The organism is Flavobacterium sp. (assembly GCF_043780635.1).
GTDB lineage: Bacteria > Bacteroidota > Bacteroidia > Flavobacteriales > Flavobacteriaceae > Flavobacterium.
In genome coordinates, this window is record NZ_JAYWCK010000069.1 from 22,612 (window position 1) to 40,864 (window position 18,253).

The 18,253-nt window shown below is 31.1% G+C and carries 15 protein-coding genes; 3 read left to right on the plus strand and 12 right to left on the minus strand.

Features of this window, described 5'->3' with window-relative positions; genetic code table 11:
• Positions 1-119: 119 nt before the first annotated feature.
• The 3 genes from ACH2BV_RS06205 to ACH2BV_RS06215 all read right to left on the minus strand — a co-directional run bounded on the left by ACH2BV_RS06205 (position 120) and on the right by ACH2BV_RS06215 (position 5,514).
• Entirely contained in the window at positions 120-569 is a 450-nt protein-coding gene (locus ACH2BV_RS06205) for a hypothetical protein (protein WP_395049861.1), read from the minus strand.
• A 107-nt stretch (positions 570-676) separates the two neighbouring features.
• Positions 677-2,428 (minus strand): TonB-dependent receptor, encoded by a 1,752-nt coding sequence (locus ACH2BV_RS06210; protein ID WP_395049862.1) that lies wholly within the window; start codon positions 2,426-2,428, stop codon positions 677-679.
• 71 nt (positions 2,429-2,499) lie between these two features.
• Entirely contained in the window at positions 2,500-5,514 is a 3,015-nt protein-coding gene (locus tag ACH2BV_RS06215; RefSeq protein ID WP_395049863.1) for a tetratricopeptide repeat protein, read from the minus strand.
• Positions 5,515-5,745: 231 nt separating this feature from the next.
• Here ACH2BV_RS06215 and ACH2BV_RS06220 point away from each other — a divergent pair, with 231 nt between their 5' ends.
• Both ACH2BV_RS06220 and ACH2BV_RS06225 read left to right on the plus strand, forming a co-directional pair.
• Positions 5,746-6,429 carry a cell division ATP-binding protein FtsE gene (locus tag ACH2BV_RS06220; RefSeq protein WP_395049864.1) on the plus strand — a complete coding sequence of 228 codons (684 nt, stop codon included), beginning with the start codon at positions 5,746-5,748 and terminating at the stop codon, positions 6,427-6,429.
• A complete protein-coding gene (locus ACH2BV_RS06225) occupies positions 6,429-7,313 on the plus strand; it encodes a glycosyltransferase family 2 protein (RefSeq protein WP_395049865.1) in 885 nt (294 codons plus the stop codon). The genes ACH2BV_RS06220 and ACH2BV_RS06225 overlap by 1 nt, the downstream gene beginning before the upstream one ends.
• Before the next feature lies 1 nt (position 7,314).
• Here the strand turns inward: ACH2BV_RS06225 and ACH2BV_RS06230 are convergent, their stop codons facing one another.
• Genes ACH2BV_RS06230 through ACH2BV_RS06245 form a run of 4 tightly spaced genes read right to left on the minus strand, consistent with a single transcriptional unit; the run spans position 7,315 to position 10,618 of the window.
• Entirely contained in the window at positions 7,315-8,283 is a 969-nt protein-coding gene (locus ACH2BV_RS06230; protein ID WP_395049866.1) for a class I SAM-dependent methyltransferase, read from the minus strand.
• A gap of 13 nt (positions 8,284-8,296) precedes the next feature.
• A complete protein-coding gene (locus ACH2BV_RS06235; RefSeq protein ID WP_395049867.1) occupies positions 8,297-9,394 on the minus strand; it encodes a glycosyltransferase in 1,098 nt (365 codons plus the stop codon).
• Complete coding sequence (locus ACH2BV_RS06240; RefSeq protein WP_395049868.1) at positions 9,391-9,789, minus strand: sugar 3,4-ketoisomerase; 399 nt, start codon at positions 9,787-9,789, stop codon at positions 9,391-9,393. The genes ACH2BV_RS06235 and ACH2BV_RS06240 overlap by 4 nt, the downstream gene beginning before the upstream one ends.
• Positions 9,782-10,618: a glycosyltransferase gene (locus tag ACH2BV_RS06245; RefSeq protein ID WP_395049869.1), complete on the minus strand. Its 837-nt coding sequence runs from the start codon at positions 10,616-10,618 to the stop codon at positions 9,782-9,784. Before ACH2BV_RS06245 ends, ACH2BV_RS06240 begins: the two co-directional genes overlap by 8 nt.
• 44 nt (positions 10,619-10,662) lie before the next feature.
• On the opposite strand from ACH2BV_RS06245, the gene ACH2BV_RS06250 reads away from it, so the two are divergent.
• Positions 10,663-11,811, plus strand: a complete 1,149-nt coding sequence (locus ACH2BV_RS06250; protein WP_395049870.1) for a glycosyltransferase — start codon at positions 10,663-10,665, stop codon at positions 11,809-11,811.
• Here ACH2BV_RS06250 and ACH2BV_RS06255 read toward each other — a convergent pair whose 3' ends face one another.
• The 5 genes from ACH2BV_RS06255 to ACH2BV_RS06275 form a co-directional block, all read right to left on the minus strand.
• Entirely contained in the window at positions 11,812-12,843 is a 1,032-nt protein-coding gene (locus ACH2BV_RS06255) for a hypothetical protein (RefSeq protein ID WP_395049871.1), read from the minus strand. It abuts the gene before it with no gap.
• 437 nt (positions 12,844-13,280) lie between these two features.
• Positions 13,281-14,651, minus strand: coding sequence for a class I SAM-dependent methyltransferase (locus ACH2BV_RS06260; protein ID WP_395049872.1), 1,371 nt, complete (start codon positions 14,649-14,651; stop codon positions 13,281-13,283).
• On the minus strand, positions 14,652-14,837 hold the full coding sequence (locus tag ACH2BV_RS06265) for a hypothetical protein (RefSeq protein WP_395049873.1): 186 nt from the start codon (positions 14,835-14,837) through the stop codon (positions 14,652-14,654).
• Positions 14,838-15,344: 507 nt separating this feature from the next.
• Complete coding sequence (locus ACH2BV_RS06270) at positions 15,345-17,279, minus strand: S8 family serine peptidase (protein WP_395049874.1); 1,935 nt, start codon at positions 17,277-17,279, stop codon at positions 15,345-15,347.
• A 2-nt stretch (positions 17,280-17,281) separates the two neighbouring features.
• On the minus strand, positions 17,282-18,217 hold the full coding sequence (locus tag ACH2BV_RS06275; protein WP_395049875.1) for a hypothetical protein: 936 nt from the start codon (positions 18,215-18,217) through the stop codon (positions 17,282-17,284).
• Positions 18,218-18,253 lie beyond the last annotated feature (36 nt).

An 18,253-nucleotide genomic window follows, 5' to 3' on the forward strand; every position in this document is an offset into this window, starting at 1 on the left:
CAGTATTTTGTGAAAGAAGATATCAATTTAACATTATGTTTGAATTGATTTTTGATATTGGAAAACTATTTTGAAATACTAGTCTGTTCAAGAAAAGAGGGCACAGATGATAGGGATTTCTATTCAATACTCTCAATCAAATACTTCGTTCCATTAATTTCAAACGAAAATCCAATTTCATTTCCCATTAATTTATTTCCCAAAGGAGATTGGGGAGAAAGTGCTATTACATTAATTTCTTCAACCGCAATTTTAGGAAGTGCTGCACTCAAATAAAGATAAATTCCATTGGCTTTGACCAAACTTCCGACGATGATGGTTTTGGCAATTGTGGTTGAGTCAATTTTATCTAAAATAGCTTTTTGAGTAAGAACTTCTTTCAATTTGTGATTGAGTTTTTCCTGCTCGATGTGCATCATAGACAAAGCCGTTTCGTGTTTGTCACCGGCCGAACCTTTGGCATCATTCTTTGAATCTTCGGTCAAAGCTACAATCATATCCTTGAAAACATCAATTCTGTCTTGGACTAGTTGGAGATAATGCTGGTGTATTTTTTGTTTGAAAGTCATATTTTTTTGCCACGAAGACGCTAAGTCGCAAAGAAAAAGAAAATAATATTTGTTTTATCACAAAAGAACAAATAAAACTTTGCGCCTTTGTGGCTTTGTGGCAAGATCTAAAAATCAAATTTATAATTCGCGCCTAAAACTACCTGAAATCCCTGAACCGGATAATCTAACCATTTTTGATACGATTTGTTCGTAATGTTATTGGCTCTTAAAAAAGCAGTTAATCTGTCACTGTATTTGAATCCTAAATGCGCATTTACATCAAAATAACTGTCTAATGTAATTGGACTTGGAGCCACAACATAAACTATATCCGTGTTCAATTTTTGATCTTTTCTTTCTCCAACATAAAACACATTTGCACCAGCATACCATTTTTTGGTGATATTGAAATCAATTTTTGCGTTCAACTTTATTGCCGGTAAATTCCAGGCTTCAGCTTGAAAATTATTTGCATAACTACTAAAAGTTCCATCAATTCCAAATGTCACATCATCTGAAAAATCGGCTTTTAATTCCCCATAAAAACTCACGGTTTTCATGTCATCATAAACCACTTGGAAGGAATTCCCAAAAGCATAATCTTCATTAGTGTTATTTTCGGTAAAATCATTGCTTTTAAACAGCGCTCTATTTCTTTCATTTACATAAGAACCACGAATATTATAACTCACACTATTGGTCAATTTTCCTTTCAAACCGGCAAAAATATCATATTGTTTATCTGTTGGCGTAATGTTCAATGTAGGTGATAAATAAGGATTTGCACTAACAAAATCCATATAGGTATTCTGTTCCAAATTCCCTTCTGCTCCAGCATAAAAAATCATCAAATCACCCACCACTTTATAGGAAGCATTAATCTGTGGATAAATTAAAAATTTATCGTTTTTACCTTCTTTATCCATACTGTAAAACAGGCCAACACCAATATTCAAAGTCAAATCGTCTTGTTGCATTGCAAAACTTGGAGCAATTCCAAAATTAGTATATCCGTATTTTATAGGATTTGTGTTCCAATATTCTTTTTTGAAGCTTCCGCCAACATAATCCACAATAATATTCGTTTTTATTGCCTTGTCGCTGATGTTGAATTCCAAAGAAGGTTTCACAAAAAATCTATTTTCTGAAGAGCCAAAAGCATCCGAAAAATGATTGAATTTCACACTCGCTTCTTTTATAATGTTTTCATTAAGCTCAATTTTACTGCCCAAATAAATGCTGTTATAGCTTTGCTGCGGATTTATTCCGTTTACCAAATTAGCTCTGTCATTTGACGTTAATGAGCTGCCAAAACCTACTGGCAATCCGAACCAATTGTAAATTTGATTTTGGTAACCCAAATCCAAATTCCAAGATAAATCATTTTCGTGAATTCCATAAGTCAAATCAATCGAAGTGTCATAAAAAGAATCGGTTAATTCTACCCCTTTGATTCCACCTTGTGACGAAAGATGACGAAACATTCCGCCCACATAATTAGTTGCACCGAGATCTTGATTCACGAATAGTTCCGCGTTGAATATTCCGTAGTTTCCACCTCCAAAAGTGGCGTAATTATTAAACAAATGAACTGGTTTTTCTTTTTCAACAACTTCAGCTTTTCCTTTAGATGGTGTAAAAGTAGATGCTACCGGAAAAGAAAAAATATTGTATTTTATGGTTTCTTTTTTGACATTTCCTTCGTCGTCAAGAACGGGAGTTTCTTTTACCTTGAAGGCATCAGAAATTGTTGGCGTGTATGGTTTTACCACATTTACGACTTCTGTTCCAATGTTTTCTCCCTTCTTTTGGGCGAAAGAAAATTGGAAAGTTAGAAATAAGGCAAAGGCAATTATGTTTCTGAAATTGATTTTCATATTTTGTTTTTTGGAACGCCGATAAACGCCGATTTGCTAAAGCAAAGACACGGATTTCAACGGATTTTTATTTAATTTGTTATCGATGAATTCGTTTTAGATTCTTCATTTTTAATGCTGTCCAATTCTATTTGTGCTTCTGAAACTACATCTGGGAAATCAGTGAAATTTTTTATTACATTGTCCAAAATATAAGTCGCTTGAAAGCTGTCTTTCAATCCATAGAAATTCTTCGCCATCAGAACCAATCCTTTGGCACCGAAATATTTATAACTGGAATAATTCTTAGCCAATTTCTGAACTACCGTGTTTGAAGCTTCAAATTTCCCATCCTTATTTTTGAAATAGGCATCATAATATAAGGCTTCCGCAGCTAACTCTCCTTTGGCAATGGTTTGCAATTTGGCATAAGCGGAACGAGCTTTGGTTTCATCACCCGTTTGAATAGCCGCTCGAGCAATGATAATTTGCGCATCACTTTTTACATTATCGTCGGTTTTAGGGTTAGTCAAAACTTTCTCGGCATATACAACTGAATTGTCGTAATCCTTTTTATCGTAATAACATTTCATCAAATTAGACTGTGCAAAAGTTTTGTTTTGAGGAAAATCAGCTTCGTTTTCCAAACGTGACAACACCGGAATCGCTTTGTCGTAGTTATCATTTTTCAAGAAAATTTGCGCCAATCTCGCCAAGGATTGCTCCGTAAATTCACTTCGAGGTTGATCAATTACAAATTCATAATTAGGAATTGATTTACTTTCCTGAGCATCAGAAAAATAAGATTGGGCAAGATAGAAATTAGCTTTTAAGGAGTGAATGCCATTCGGGAATTTGGAAACATAACCACTAAATCCAGAAATTGCTTGCTTGGTATTGTTTTGCAAATATTGTTTTTCGGCAGCTTCATAAGTGTCATTATCCAAATCTGCATCGGTAACGGCAACAAAATCAAGAGTTCGAACCCAATTCGCATATTCATCTACTTTACCATTGTCAACATAAATCAATCGAGCAGTTGCAACAGCTTCCAATGCCTCGGGAGTTTTGGGAAAATCAGCGGCGACTTTCTTGAATTTTGTCAAGGCTTGTTCGTCTTTATCTGCATTATAATACACCAATCCTTGACGCAAAATTGATTTAGAAGTGTATGAACCTTTCTTGAATTCGGTGTTTAAACGGTCGTAGGTTTTTATGGCTAGGTCTTGTTTATTATCGGCAACATAGGTATTTCCTAGCTCGAACAAAGCATCGTCTCTATATTCTGATTTTGGATACAATTGTAAAAAAGCATTGAGTTCTTCAATTTTTCTGTCATTTTTAGAGACGAATCCGTAACAAATTGCCTTTTGAAAATAAGCATAATCCGCATCTACACTTTTCAATTCGATTACCTTATTGTAAGCTTCTAAAGCTGAAGTATATTTAGAAGTAACAAACCTGCAATCTGCCAAACGCAAGTACGAATCATTCAATCGCACTTTGTCGTCTTTCACTTTTGCAATTTGATTGTCAAAATAATCTCCCGCTTGGTCGTATTCCTTCAATTTGAAATAGGCATAAGCAACGTTGTAATTGCTGTTTTTATATTCCGGTGTTTCTTTGGCTGCAGCCATACCCATAAATTGTTTGTAACTCAAAACCGCATTTTTAAAATCGTCCAAAACATATTCGGCTTCACCTTTCCAAAATGTGGCTCGTGCCGAAAATTTGGCATCCTTTTGTTCGTCTAAAGAATTCGAAAATAGCGTTGCTGCTTCCTGATATTTTCCATCGGTATATAATTCCAATCCTCTATAAAAAGTGACTTTTTGGTACGCCAATTTATTTTCGGGTGATTTATTCTTTTCCAATAAAACCAAGGCTTCCTTGTAGTTTTTTGATGAAATATAGGAATCTATCAATAGTTTTTCTACCTCGGATTTGCTGGCGTTATTTGGATATTTTTTTATAAAACCTATCAAAACTGCTGGAGTACTTTGGTAAGAATTTCCAATTTCGTAGCTCAATTTTGCATAATTCAAACTTGCATCTTCTTGGATGGCAGGGTCAAAACTCATTTCGGAAGCGTTTTTGAAAGCATTCAAAGCTTCTTGCTTTTTGTTTAAATTCAAATAACTTTCGCCCAAATGATAATAGGCATTTTGTGCCACAAAATCCTTACCGGCAATGATTTTATTGAATTGGGAAATGGCATTTTCGTAATCTTTTTGCATATAATAGGCATAACCCAATTGGTAGAAATCGGTATTGTTCCATCTGCCTTTTTTGCCTTTATATAATGTTAAATACGGAATGGATTTATCGTATTGTTTCAAATTAAAATAGCTTTCGCCAATAATTTTATTCAATTCCGACTTTTCAACAGGATTTGATTTGTCCATCGCTTTCAAGCCTAAATCAATCGCTTTTTGAAAATTACCTAGCTTGAAATTCATATCAGCTTGGTAATAGGACAATTTCTCTTTGTATTTTTCTTCACCTGAAACTTCGTCAAAATATTTGGTAGCTTGCTTGTAATCGTCTCCTTCATAAGCCATAAAACCCAAGTAATACTTGGCTTGCGAACCATATTCGACAGAATTTACCACTTTATTCAAATAGCCTGTGGCTTCTTTTTTATTTTTGGAAACAAAAAAACTATAGCCTTTCTGAAAGTTAAATTTATCTCTGTCGTTCCCACTCAAATTACCTTCATCCACTTTATCAAACCATTCCAAAGCTTGAGGATAATTTCCTTGAGCAAAGTAAAACTGCGCTACTCCAATATAAGCCTGGTTTTGTTTCCTGCTCGTGGGATAATCTGATACGAAACGCTCCATCAATACATCTGCACCGGCTTGATTAGTTCTAATAGCACAATTGGCGATATAAAAAGAACAATCTGAGAGCAGTTCTTCATTGGCCGTAGCCGATTTAACTTTTTCGAAAATAATTTGGGCTGAAGCATATTGGGCTTCATTATACAACGAAATTGCTTTGTCGAAATCTTTCGAATCGTGTGTATAAATTGCTGATTTTTGAGCCGAAATGGATAGGGATTGAACAAAAAATACTAAAAAGAAAAGCCAGAAAAATTTACGCATTGTAGTTTTGGTTTAATAATTCAAATGTATCATATTCTATAAGCTATAACGGAACGCTATTCGCTTTTATTATGAACATCTTTTTAAACAATTTAGAATTGGATTTTGTAATTTCATTTTGCAAGTAATTATTTAAGAATGATAATTTTAGTAATTCTCTTATATTTGGATAAAATTTATTTTGAATGCCGCCGTTATCTTGTTACTTTTACACCATAAACAAAATCTCAAATGTCACAATCTGTACTGTCTTTAAAAAACGCAACAATTTCTCAAGATGAAAAAATTATTTTATCAAATATAAATCTTGAAGTAAAGCACGGTGAATTCATTTATATCATTGGGAAAACAGGCTCTGGAAAAAGTACTTTTATGAAGGCTTTATATGCTGATTTGCCTTTGGCTGAAGGTGAAGGAAGGATTGTAGACTTTGATTTGGCCACTTTAAAAGAAGACGACATTCCGTTTTTGAGAAGAAAAATAGGTTTTGTTTTTCAAGATTTTAAATTACTTCCAGATCGTACCGTAAAAGACAATATGTTATTTGTTCTGAAAGCAACCGGATGGACAGAAAAGGAAGAAATACAACATAAAATTGATGAAGTTTTAGATAAAGTTGGGATGAAAGCCTATGCCGATAAAATGCCTCATCAACTTTCTGGTGGCGAACAACAACGAGTTGCCATTGCACGAGCTTTACTTAACAATCCCGAATTTATTCTTGCGGATGAACCAACAGGGAATCTTGATCCTCAAACCAGCGTTGAAGTTCTAGAGGTTTTGAAAAAAATAAATGAGTTGGGAAAAACAGTAATTATGGCCACTCACGATTATGCATTATTGATGAAGTTTCCATCCAAAACACTCAAGTGTGAAGATACCAAACTTTTTGAAGTGGTTCAAAAAACGATCTAATGATCTCGATACTCATTCCAATATATAACTATGATACTTTTCCTTTAGTTTCGGAATTATACAAACAATGTTTGGAATGTAAAATAAATTTTGAAATTTTATGTCAAGACGACGCCTCAAATCAATTCTTGAATGAAAATCAAAACATTAACAGTATTGAAAATTGTAATTTTTCAAGAAACAATTCAAATTTAGGAAGAGGAAAAAATATCAATTTTTTAGCAGAAAAAGCCAAATTTGAATGGCTGCTGATTATGGATTGTGACACTTTCCCAACCGAAAATGATTTTATCCGCAACTATATTTCCCAAATAAATGAAGACGAAAAGGTTGTTTATGGCGGAATCGAGTACCAAAAAGAAAAGCCAGCAAATGACAGATTATTGAGATGGATTTATGGCAATGCACGAGAATCGCTTTCGGCAGAAAAACGAAATACTAATCCTAACGGAAACGCACTGACATCTAATATTTTAATCTATAAAAATGTGTTTGTCTGCAATAAATTTGATGAATCAATCACTAAATATGGTTATGAAGATTTAGTTTTTTTGTCTGATTTGAAAAAAAAAGGGGTTTTAGTAAAACACATTGATAATCCAACCTATCATCTGGGTTTGGAAACCTCAAAACAGTTTTTAGATAAGACGAAAACAGCTTTGAAAAATTTGAAGTTAATAACCAAATCGAATCCTTTAGACAGCTCAGAAAGTAAAATTTTAAGGATATATCGTTTTTTAAAAAGATTTTATCTTGTTGGCTTTATCACATTTTTATTCAAAAAAACAGAAAGAAAAATAGAACAGAACTTGCTTTCCCAAAATCAATCATTATTACTATTTGATTTGTATAAACTGGGTTATTTTTGTTCTTTAAAGAATTAAATTATTTCTGATAAACACCAAAAATCGCATCGGAATGTGATTCCAGTTTTACGAATATATCTTCTTCTTCTAAAAGATTTTTAATAAGTGTCTTTGTTTCTGGCTCCTCATTTAAAAAATTATGAGAAATTCCTTTTAACAAAATATGCAGAATATTCCAACCCAAATTAGTTTGCTCTAAAATTTTAAATTTACTTTTCAAACCAGGAACTATTGCTTCTGAATCTATTGCTTCTGAAGGATCAACAAGGAACATCCGTATAATTCCAGGCTTATATACCTTCCTCTTCTTTGAAGAATTATTAATCAATAATTTGTACTTTTTTGGTAATTTTTCTAGCAATTGATTTGCTTTATCAAGTTGCTTTTTAGACCATTGCAATCTATTTGGGCCGACATATTCAAAAACAACTAAAATTCCATTTTCTGATAATAACGGTTTTACATAATTTTCTAGAGTATCCTCTACATTTTCAAAATGATGTAAACTTGACGAAAATAAGATTAAATCGTAGGAGTTGTTTTTGAACTCTATTTTTTTAAAGTCGCCAGATTGATAATTTATTTTGAAATTATTTTCTATAGCTAATCTCTGAGCATTTACAACACTTTGATTAGAAAAATCTATGGCGTCAATTTGCGAAAAACAGAAATGTTTTGCGAAATTTCTTTCATGTAACCCTTCGCCGCAGCCCACAGAAAGCATTCTTAAATCTTTTTTATCGGACAGGTATTTATTAAAAACATAATCTTCATAAATCATTTCTGGATTGCCGGATATTTTTAAATTCCAAGATTGCTGAATTTCCGGAATTAACCAAAAATCTGATGTCGATTCAAAAGCATCCCATTTAGATTCAATTCTCGATTTCGGGAGGATTTTAAATTTTTTAAAAAAATACGCAACACTTTTTTCCCGAACTTTATGATAAATATCCAAAAAATCGCCAAATGATATATAATGTTGCATAAAACTAATTAAGTTAGTGTTTGTTTGTGATTTCAAAAAACAACTTATTCCATTGCGCCATAATATCCTCCAAATTATATTTCTGAACAGATAAAACTGCGTTTTTTCCTAAACGTTTCATATTGTTATTGTCACTAATTAATTGGATAACACTTTCGGAAAACACATCTATATTGTGATTTTCAATTAACAATCCATTTTCATCATTGAATATTAATGATCTTGGCCCACAAGGACAATCAAAAGCTATACAGGGTAATCCACAGGTCATTGCTTCTAAAAGTGCCATCCCGAAACCTTCAAATCTTGATGTCATAAGACATAAACTTGCATTTTGATATTTTTCAACAATGTTTATAACTGGTTTGTGAAAATTTACCTTAGATTCAATATTTAATTCTTGAGCCATTATTTGATAACTCAAATTTGTTTCACTTTCTCCATAAATATCTATAGTCCATTCTGGATGAATTAATACTACTTTTTGCCAAATTAAAAGCAATCGGTCAATCCCTTTTTCATAGGAATGCCTTGCAACTGATATAGCTCTTTTAGTATTTAAGCCAGAGGTCTTATCAGTAGTAAACCATATTGGGTTGGGGATTATTTCACTATTTTTTAAATTCCATTCTTTAGCACTTTCTTCAGATAAAAAGATAATTTTCGTGAATTTTCTTGCTGCAAGTTTTTTGAATAATATTTCAATATTTTGTTTTATTCTACTTAAAAGAGTACTTCCTAGTTCATTCTCAATATTAAAAATAGAGCCGTGAACTTCAAATATAATTGGAATTTTAAAAGGTAATATCCATGGGATAAAAAAACCTTTTAAACCCTCACAAACAATAACTAAATCTGGGTCTATAATGTTTATTTGCTTTTTTAATTCCTTTCTGTAACTGAACAATAATTTTAATCCCTTTCCTTTCAAAAGCATATTATGCAAGCCAATTTTTTCATTGAATTCATAAAATAAAGAATGATTTTCATTTTGGGTTAAAATATGAATTTCGTGCCCAAAAATATTCGATGAATAATTGGCTTTCAAGGAAATTACCCGAACTAATCCTCCTTCACCTGAAATTTTTGGTGTTATATAAAGAATTTTCATTCTTTCGATTTCAAAAATTCATCATAATCCCGAATATAATCAGCTTCGTCAAAAACATCTGAAGCAATAACAAGACAGACTGCTCCGGATGAAAAGTTTTGCAATTCGCGCCAAATTCCTGTAGCTATTGGCAAGCCTATATTTGGTTTATTTAAAAGTATTGTCATTTTTTCCATTCCGTCATCAAGAACGACTTCAAAACTCCCACTCAAAGCTATTAAAATTTCATCCTGATTTATATGAGAATGCCCGCCTCTAAAAGCACTGCTAGGAACGTCAAAAAGATAATAAATTCGTTTGAATTCAAAAGGCAAAATATCATTTTGTATAAATGCTAAATTTCCCCGTACATCTTCTACTATTGGAAAATTTATGAATTGAATCTCGTTAAGCATTGTTTTTGTATTTTAATTTGTAATAATCTGTTTTTCCTTGATTAGCATTCTTTATAGCTTCTGGAATTTGATTAATTTTTAGTTTTTTTTGTTTCAAATCAAAAAAAAGTTTGGTGGCTAAACCAGAAAAATAGTTCGCTTTTAAAACTCTGGATAAAAAAGCTCCCTGAATGTAATAACGTTGTCCAAAATCAAATCTCTCAGTAGAGGAAATTTCTGGATGTGAGGCAATTACGCTTGGGACAAATGCAATTTGTTGATTTTGGTTTTTTATGTCAGATAAAAAAACAGCCTCCTCACCCATTTCAAATCTACTTCCAAGCCCAAAATTTTCATCAAATGTAACTCCTAATTTATCTAAAATCAACTTATTTATACTTATTTCAATTGACAAAACATTGAACAATTCCATCAAACTCAAATTCATTTTTGCGCCTGGCAAATACTTTTTAAACAGCAAACCATTAGGTTTTTCGATACTAAAACTAATCACGGCTTTGTTACCAAATTGATTATACGCTTGTATAATTTTAGCGTCAAAATCTTTTTTATAAACTACATCATCATCAGCAATTAAAACAATTTTACCTTTGGCATTTTTTAAAGCCAAATTTCTACTCAGGGACAAACCTTTTTCGAAAGAATTAATAACTCGAACATTAGAGAATTCTGAGACCAACAAATTATTTTCCTGAGTCTGATTGATAATTAAAATTGAAAAATTAGAAAAAGCAGAAAAAGGAAACATCGGAATTAAAAAGTCCAAAGTGTTTCGATTCATTGTCGAAACCAGAATTTCTAAATCTTGTTTTTTTAATTCGTTTGTCAATTTGTTAGTATATTTACACAAATATAGAAATTTATGTTTGGCAAATGAAAATACTTTTGATAGGAGAATACAGCCGATTGCATAATTCATTAAAAGAAGGTCTCGTCTCCCAAGGTCACGAGGTAATTATGGTGGCTAGTGGCGATGATTTCAAAAAATACGACACTGATTATTCTATCCATTCCGCTTTTTTTTCTCATTTTTGGTTAACCCAAAAGAGCAAAAGTCTGCTTTATAAAATCACAAAAATAGATTTGGAAAAACTCGAAAGAGCATTAAGATTTTATTTCTTGCTACCAAAGTTAAAAAAATACAATCACGTACAATTAATCAATTCCGATGCTGTTGAGACCTACTCTTTTTTGGCTCGTTTTCTTTATAAAAAATTGTTCAGGAATATTAAAAGTCGCAGTTTGTTAGTTTGTGGTGATGAAACTCCCGTTATCGATTATTTGTTTAAAAAGGAATTGAAATATTCTATTTTAACTCCTTATTTTGAAGATAATTCACTACAAAAACAGTTTCAATTTCCTTTAAAATACAGAACCAAAAGTTATAGAAAAACTTTTGATTGGCTGAAAATTAATTGTGCCACTTTAATTGCTTCCGATTTAGATTATAAAATCCCTTTGGAAGCTATGGAATATAAAGTGCATTTTATTCCAAACCCCGTAAACACTGATACAATTAAATTTGAAAAACTAGAAATTAATGATAAAGTCATTATTTTTTTAGGAATCAATCGAGGTAGTTATATAAAAAAAGGAATTCCTTTTTTCGAAAAAGCTTTAAAAATAATCAATGAAAAATACGACTCTAAAGTAGAAATAATAATTACTGAAAACATTCCTTACAATCAATATATCTCACTCTATAACAAAGCTCATATTTTACTCGATCAGGTTTATGCTTATGACCAAGGATATAATGCGCTCGAAGCTATGGCAAAAGGAAAAGTGGTTTTTACGGGTGCCGAAAATGAATTTACAAAATACTACAATTTGACCGAACGAGTTGCTGTAAATGCTTTACCAGATGTAGATTATCTTGTAAATGAATTGTCTATTTTAATTGAAAACCCAAATGAAATAATTGCCATTGGAAAACGAGCAAGGACATTTGTTGAAAAAGAGCACAATTACATAGAAATCGCCGGGAAATACTTGGAGGTTTGGAATTTAGAAACAACCTAATTAATTCTCAATTGCTTTATAAACTCTTGAAAAATCAGAAGCATCATAGCAGTTATAACTCGTGTTAGGTTGAAGATTATTTAAAAGCAATTTATCTTCACTTAAATAAGAGAATACTATTCTAAATAAATTTACTGATGTTTTTAATCTGGCATCATAAGCTGAATGCTGAGAGTCATTCCACTTAATCGCTAATTTAGCTCCAAAAATAGAATTCAAAAGTCTGCCATCCGTGATTTTGTTTTGGGCTTGAGAGGTATATTCAAACCCTACATATCCGCCGTGATCTGCACCGATGATGACAATTGCATTTGGGTCATTCTCTTCAATAATCGTAATGGTTTTCTTTAACCAGCCATTTGCAATTTGCAAGCCACTAATGTATTCAATTCTTTCCTTTTCGACATTACTTTTGGGATTTTTTGCATTAGAAATATGGCCAGGATTAAATTTTTCAATAAAGAAAAAATTACTGGTTTTCTTATTATTTACGATTTGATATTCAATTTCGTTTGATATCCCTTTATAACAAGACAAGCCGTCTTTAAAATAAGGGAGTTCGTCTGATTTATAATTACAATAATCAAAATAAACACGTGGTCTATTCATCAACAAATAGGGAATCTCTGTAATAAAAAATGTTTTGTAATTATTATTCTTGAAAATTTGTAAAACAGGATTTTTACCCACAATCAAATCTCGGGCATAATTGAATTTTGAAAATTCATTTGAAAAATGATGTTTCATAAAGAAACAAGACGAATTTGAATATAAAGTAGAACTATAATTACTCCTGTAATTATCATATAAAGTAAATTGCTTGTCTTTTAGCCAATTGTCAAATTCCGAATTATCAAATCTGTAAAGTGGCCCTTTCAAATTAATTCCGTTTGTGTAACCATCAGGTTGAATATAATAAATATTTGGAGTCTTTTTGAATTTGCTTTTTAAAATACCATCTGGCTGAAGTTTCCAATCCGCTGAATTTGAATAATTTAAGTATATTATTTTTCCTAATTTTACTATTGGCAAAACCGACATTAAAAAAACAAGAACTATAAAATATTTATAATTATAAATTTTGAACTTAATAAAAAAAATGAAGAGAATTATGATCAATCCCATTTTTTTATATGAAGTTAATAAGTTTGAAATTCCAAATAAATAAATTGGTAATAACACTAACATCATCATTAAAATGCTTTGTGTTGCAAAGGAAGAAAACTTGCTTTTTTTAATGATTTTAAATATTCCAAATACAATTGTAGTCGGAAAAACAATAAAGTTAATAATGAAAACAATTGTTTGTTGCCAAGAATTAACCAAATCAAAATTATTGGAACAATAAAAAACAAGGGCATAAAACCCAACACTAAAGCCAGCTAAAATTGGGTAGTCTTTTGAATTATTCAAAAAAATATTAAATTTTTCTTTGATATCGAATTTCACTTCTTAAATTTAAATTACTGTTAACGGCGTTTTAAACTGTATAAAATTCTTTCTGAAGATACGATTTTTTCTTTCTTTACAATTTCAAAATAAACCGCATATTCTTTTTCGAAATTCTCTTCATTATAAAAATCAAAATGGTTTTTGAATTCCCTTTTGCTATCCAGTAAAAACTGAACCCAGGAATCCGCTCTAGTCGGAAATTCAATCAATAAATTTGGAGCCATTTGAGAAAAAAACCTAGCTGAAAATGAAAATGGAATATTTCCGGATAAAGTAATATGATGAATCACCGCCAAAGCTAAACAACCATCAAGATTGGAATTTTTTACTCTCTCAATAAAAGAAAAACGTTCCACGTTATTAAAACCGTAATTTGCGGAAGGATTTAAAACATCGGCAACAATTGGCAGAATTGTTATTTCTTTATTTTTTAAAACCTTTTTGTAGTTTTGTTCGACGGCATTTGCATCAACATCGGCAACAATGATAAGTTTTGCAACATCTTTTAATTCTCGTGAAAAAGTACCGTCATTACCTCCAATATCAATTAAAGTTTCGCCTTTTATTGATGAGAACCAATCCTTGACAACCTCTTTCTTGTATTGATAAGCTGCATCATTATAGTTGATTTGGTTGTAATAATGATCCCATTCCGTATTTTCATTAACCGATAGATTGGAAATAAAATCATACAAACCATCTAATAATTTCACTTGGGAGACTTTCGTTAAATTGTTGTTTACGGTCTTTTTATCGGATTCATATTTCTTGTCATATTTGGCCAACAAATGAATATTAGTCAATATTGTGGGACTCAAAAAACTTTTTAATGGTAATAGTTTAGACAGTTTTTGCAAAGCAATACCTTCTAGATTTTGGGATAAGGTTTTCAGATGGTCTTGCCCGTAGTATTTTGCCAAAACCAATGGCCCTAAAAAATGCATTATAAATTGTTTGTAAGCCAGCCACGGATTATTTTCCTGATAAAAATCAAAAGATAAAGTATCTATAAAAATTGGTTTCCCTTCGTGAAAAGTAATATTAAAAGCAGAGGCGTCTTTCAGTATAAAGTTATTTTCTAAACACAATTTTTGAATCTTCAAAGTCAATAAAGCTGCGTGTTTGTACTGTAAAAAACTCCATTCATAAGGATAATTTATAAAAGGAATTTTTGAAGCTTCAACAATAATTTCCACATTACTTTTTGAAACTTCCTGATGTGGAATTAAATACTTTTTATCGAAAAGAGTCTTATAAAAACCGCTATCTGTTAAAGCTTTGTATTGCTCAAAATAGATTGGGTTTACAACTCTTTTTACCGTATTATCTTCGATAAAAACAAAACCCGATGGATCTCTAAAAGAGGAAGTATTTCTTTTTGATTCCATTTATTTTTGATCTTCCTTATCGTCAATTTCATCCATAAAATCGTCTTCTTTCTTGTCCTTTAGACCAAAAATAGATTTTATTTTCATCTTTATAGTTCTATAAAACAATAAGAAGCCAGCAACTGCTGCTGCTAAAAATTGAACAATTAAAGCACCTGTTCCAGGATCGAAGTATAATTGAATCATTTATTTTTTTTAATTATTTTTTCAAAAATACCTAAATTTTGAGCCAATTCAAATAAGAATCTTTATAATTTGTTTGGTGTTTATATTTGCTACTTTAACACAGGAATAAAAAATAATTTCCTAAACATCCATAAAATCAAAATAAACAAAATTAAATTCGCAAAAAAATAAGCTTGCAAAGCGCCTTCAAAAGAGAAAATTCGTACCAAATAATAAGATAAAGACAGATACAACAAATTGAATGTTATTTCGATAATAAAATATTTTTTAATCATTGACTTTACAACAATTTGGTAGCCAAAAGCCAAAGTCATTATTCTTAACAAATCTCCCAAAAGTTGCCTTATTAAGACTTCTTTTATTTTTGAAAATTCCGGTGAAATAATTGCAATTTGAAAACAAGTTACAACATTTATTGAAAAGGAGCTTAATTACATTATAATTGCGGAGGAGTATTTAGAAAACTAAATAAGGAGGATATTATCCTCCTTATTTTTAAAAACAATATTATTCTTTTATTAATTTCAATATTTCATTAAAATTTACGGATGTCAATTTTACAAAATATATACCCGAAGGAACATTAGGAATACTAATATCAAATGTGGTTTCATAGGAAACTGCATTGTAAACCGATTTTCCAAGAACATCATATACATTAACAGAAACACCTTTTAAATCATTGTTATTTAACATTATGGTAAATATTCCTTTGTTTGGGTTAGGGTAAAGAATAGTTGTATTGTAAGTTGTATCATTAAGAATATCTTTTTTCAACTTTGATTGTGGTGTAGATTGAGGTGTGTTGCAAACAACCAAATTAGCATCTATTTTTAAATCCACAAAACCATCAGAATTTGGCTTAAAATCGGAGTTCATAATTTCAATGATTTTTTTAGATGTGAAGTTTGATATATTTTTATCTCTCAAAATTTGATTAGAAATGGTCAATTTATTATTTATATGTCTTAAATCTAAATTAAACCTCCAAAAATCTTGACCATCAATTATAGCATTACCGTTAGGACTCATTGCTTCACTCACAAATTCAACGGCATCACCTGTTTCAAGTTTACCAGAACCTAATCGTCCTACAAACTTTAAATTATATGGATTAGCTTCAATGTTTTTAGATGTTAATTGTAATATATCCTCTACTTCATCTACAAGTAGACATGGATTTAATGATTGCATTAAGGCTACAGTTCCTGTAACATAAGGAGTTGCTGCAGAAGTAGCAGTTGCATATTCTCCTGAACATCCTAATAAAAAATTACCGAAAGAAGGGGCATAACCAGGTCCGCATATGTCGACTCTACTATTGGTTGTAGTTCCTTCCCATGGATAAAAAACACCTGCATTAAATGACCCAGCAAGTGCTATTAAATCTTCATTGTACCAAGAAGTTGGACCCCAAGTCTCATTTGTCACTTCGTCTGCAAAATTAGGGTTTTTTGATTGAACAACAGTAACCGATATAACATGATTATAGGATGCTGGATAACAATAGAGAGCATAATTTGGAGCCTGTGCTCCAAACTGAGAATTATTACCTGCCGCAGCTACCAATACTACACCCATGTTATATAATTGATCTATAATATCTTGTTGAGATTGTACATAACCTTGAGTATATGAAGGGTCATCATAATTATAACCATTAATCCAACTCATATTTATAACTTTAACTCCTGCATTAGCTAAATCAAGCAAACCATTATAAGTTAAAGTATATGGAACATTCAATATTTTACAATCATAACACACTCCTGTAATTCCATGTGCATTATTACCTTGAGCAGCTGCTATTGCACCCACACCTGTACCATGTCTTGAATCATTCCCATTATTTGAACAATCAAATGTTGGGTTAAAATAATTTTCACTTAAATAAGTTACTTTACTTCCAAAATCGGCATCTGAATTATTAACTTTACCATCTGAAATACCAATTGTTACATTACCTTTATTATTTGGGAAATAATCCCAAGCTTTTGGAGCGTTAATATAATCAAAACTTTTTAAACTTAAATTAACACCTAAATTAGTTACTGGACTTGTAGTACCATAATCATTAGGATAGGAATTAAGTAATTCTATTTTATCATCTGTTAAATCTTCAATTCTCAAATATTTTTTTGGAAAATTGCTTAATAAATCTTTCTTTAAATTGCTACTTTGAGTAACAAAAGTAAACATATTGAGGGATTTGTTAACTTTTGAAGAGGGATAAGTTTGATAAAATTTTATGATTGTATATTTTGAAAAAAAAGCTCTCTCTTTTACATCATTACCAATATATTTCATAACTCCTTTTACGTTCTCAACTTTTGGAACATTGTTATAATCGTTTAACTCAACATTAAAAATATATAATTTTTTACTTTGTGAGTATGTCAATATGAAAAACAAACCAAAAAAAATTAAAAAAAAATTTTTCATAATTATTCTTTTTTAATTTGACTTTTTACCACCTGTAATTCTTTGTTAAGCCCAATCACATAAAGTGTTAATTCCTCTATTTTTTGCAATAGTTTTTTGTTCATCTCTCCTAAATCAATACCATTTTGTTCCACTTCTTTAGCTGAGGGTATATCATTAAGATGTCCATTGATTTGAATATGTTTTTCAACTTCTGCTAATGTTGGCAATTTATAACCCTTCTCGAATACATAATCAGCCCAAGTAGTATAAACCTTAACCCTATCTGCTCTTATAGCTCCTTTTACTGACAATCTATAAGTATCCGCACCATCTACAAAACTTGATGATCCAATACCTATATTAGCATCTGTCAAAATATTACCTTCAATTTTTGCACTTCCTTTAACTACAAATTTATGTTCTGGTAGATAATCTCCATAAGCACCAATTACAATTCTAGAATTAGGCTTTGGTAAATCCATATACAAGTTATCAACTCCATCTTCATAAACTCTAAATAACACTTGCTGACTTTTATTAAGCATTTGCATTTGAGTATTCCCTCCTGTTTCAGCAGCAAATCTGTATCGTCCAACATCATTCCTATCTTCTATACCAAACCACAAACTTGGTTTTGTGTTTATATTTGATTGAGGGAAGTCAAAAAACTTTATCATCCTAGAACCATTAATTGGATTAACAATACTACCAGCATTAAAAATCCAACTCTTCTTATCTCTATCATCCACAGAAGTAAAATTTTGACCATTTGGCAAACCACCTGCAATTTCCAATTTAGCCACTGGATTAGTCGTCCCAATACCTATGTTGGTATTAGTGCTTGGCACATTAGGCAACACATTAGAAGCACCACCAGTTGAAGTGCTAATTTGAGCATTTGTAGTAATTGTTCCTAAAAGGAATAATCCCGATAATAAGCGTGTAACTTTTTTCATTATTTTTTTATGAGTTAATTCCTGTAAAAATAGAAA